Annotated in this window: 2 protein-coding genes; one reads left to right on the plus strand and one right to left on the minus strand. The window is 31.7% G+C overall.

The genetic code is table 11. The features are described from left to right. Window positions 1–499: YSIRK-type signal peptide-containing protein (locus IDG60_RS00295; protein WP_206160346.1), on the minus strand; the 499-nt coding region annotated here is incomplete at its 3' end. Between IDG60_RS00295 and IDG60_RS00300 the strand changes: the two genes are divergently transcribed. Next, window positions 498–574 (plus strand): hypothetical protein (locus IDG60_RS00300; RefSeq protein WP_167401934.1); only part of this gene is annotated, 77 nt, incomplete at its 3' end. The genes IDG60_RS00295 and IDG60_RS00300 overlap by 2 nt on opposite strands.

Consider the following 574-nt stretch of genomic DNA (forward strand, 5'->3'; position numbering starts at 1 on the left):
TTTGATTGTTTTCATAGACTTCAAACTTTTTCCATGTTGAAGCAGTATTGATGTCTAATTCAACTTCTGCTTTCTTTTTAGTGTAATACACATCTGCTGGATCTTTGATGCTGAAAAAGTGATAGTATTGCGTTTCATTGTTTTTATCTAATAATTGGAAATTGACTTGTTCTCTTGGACCTATATCATGTTCTTTATTTTCTAATGCAGGATCTTTAATTGCATCTTTAAGTGATTCATCCGCTGCAGGATAGGTTTTCGCAGTGTTTGCTGGTTGCGTAGCAGGTTGTGTTTGATTTGTATCCTTTGGTGGCTGAGTTGTAGTTGCATTATTATTTTGATTTTCCGAGATTTTATCTGAAGTATTTGTATTTTCTGCTGCTTGTGCTTGATGTTGAGAAGTAATTAAAAATAGTGTACTGACAATGACCGATGCAACGCCTAGAATTGATTTTCTAATAGAATAGAAAGACCTTAATTTTGGGTGATGTTTGTTCATGTTGTTAACAACTCCTATAAGATTATATTTAATTGATAATAATTATCAATATCAATTATTAGTGTTAATTGTAGC

The sequence above is a fragment of the Staphylococcus sp. EG-SA-2 genome (assembly GCF_017152085.1).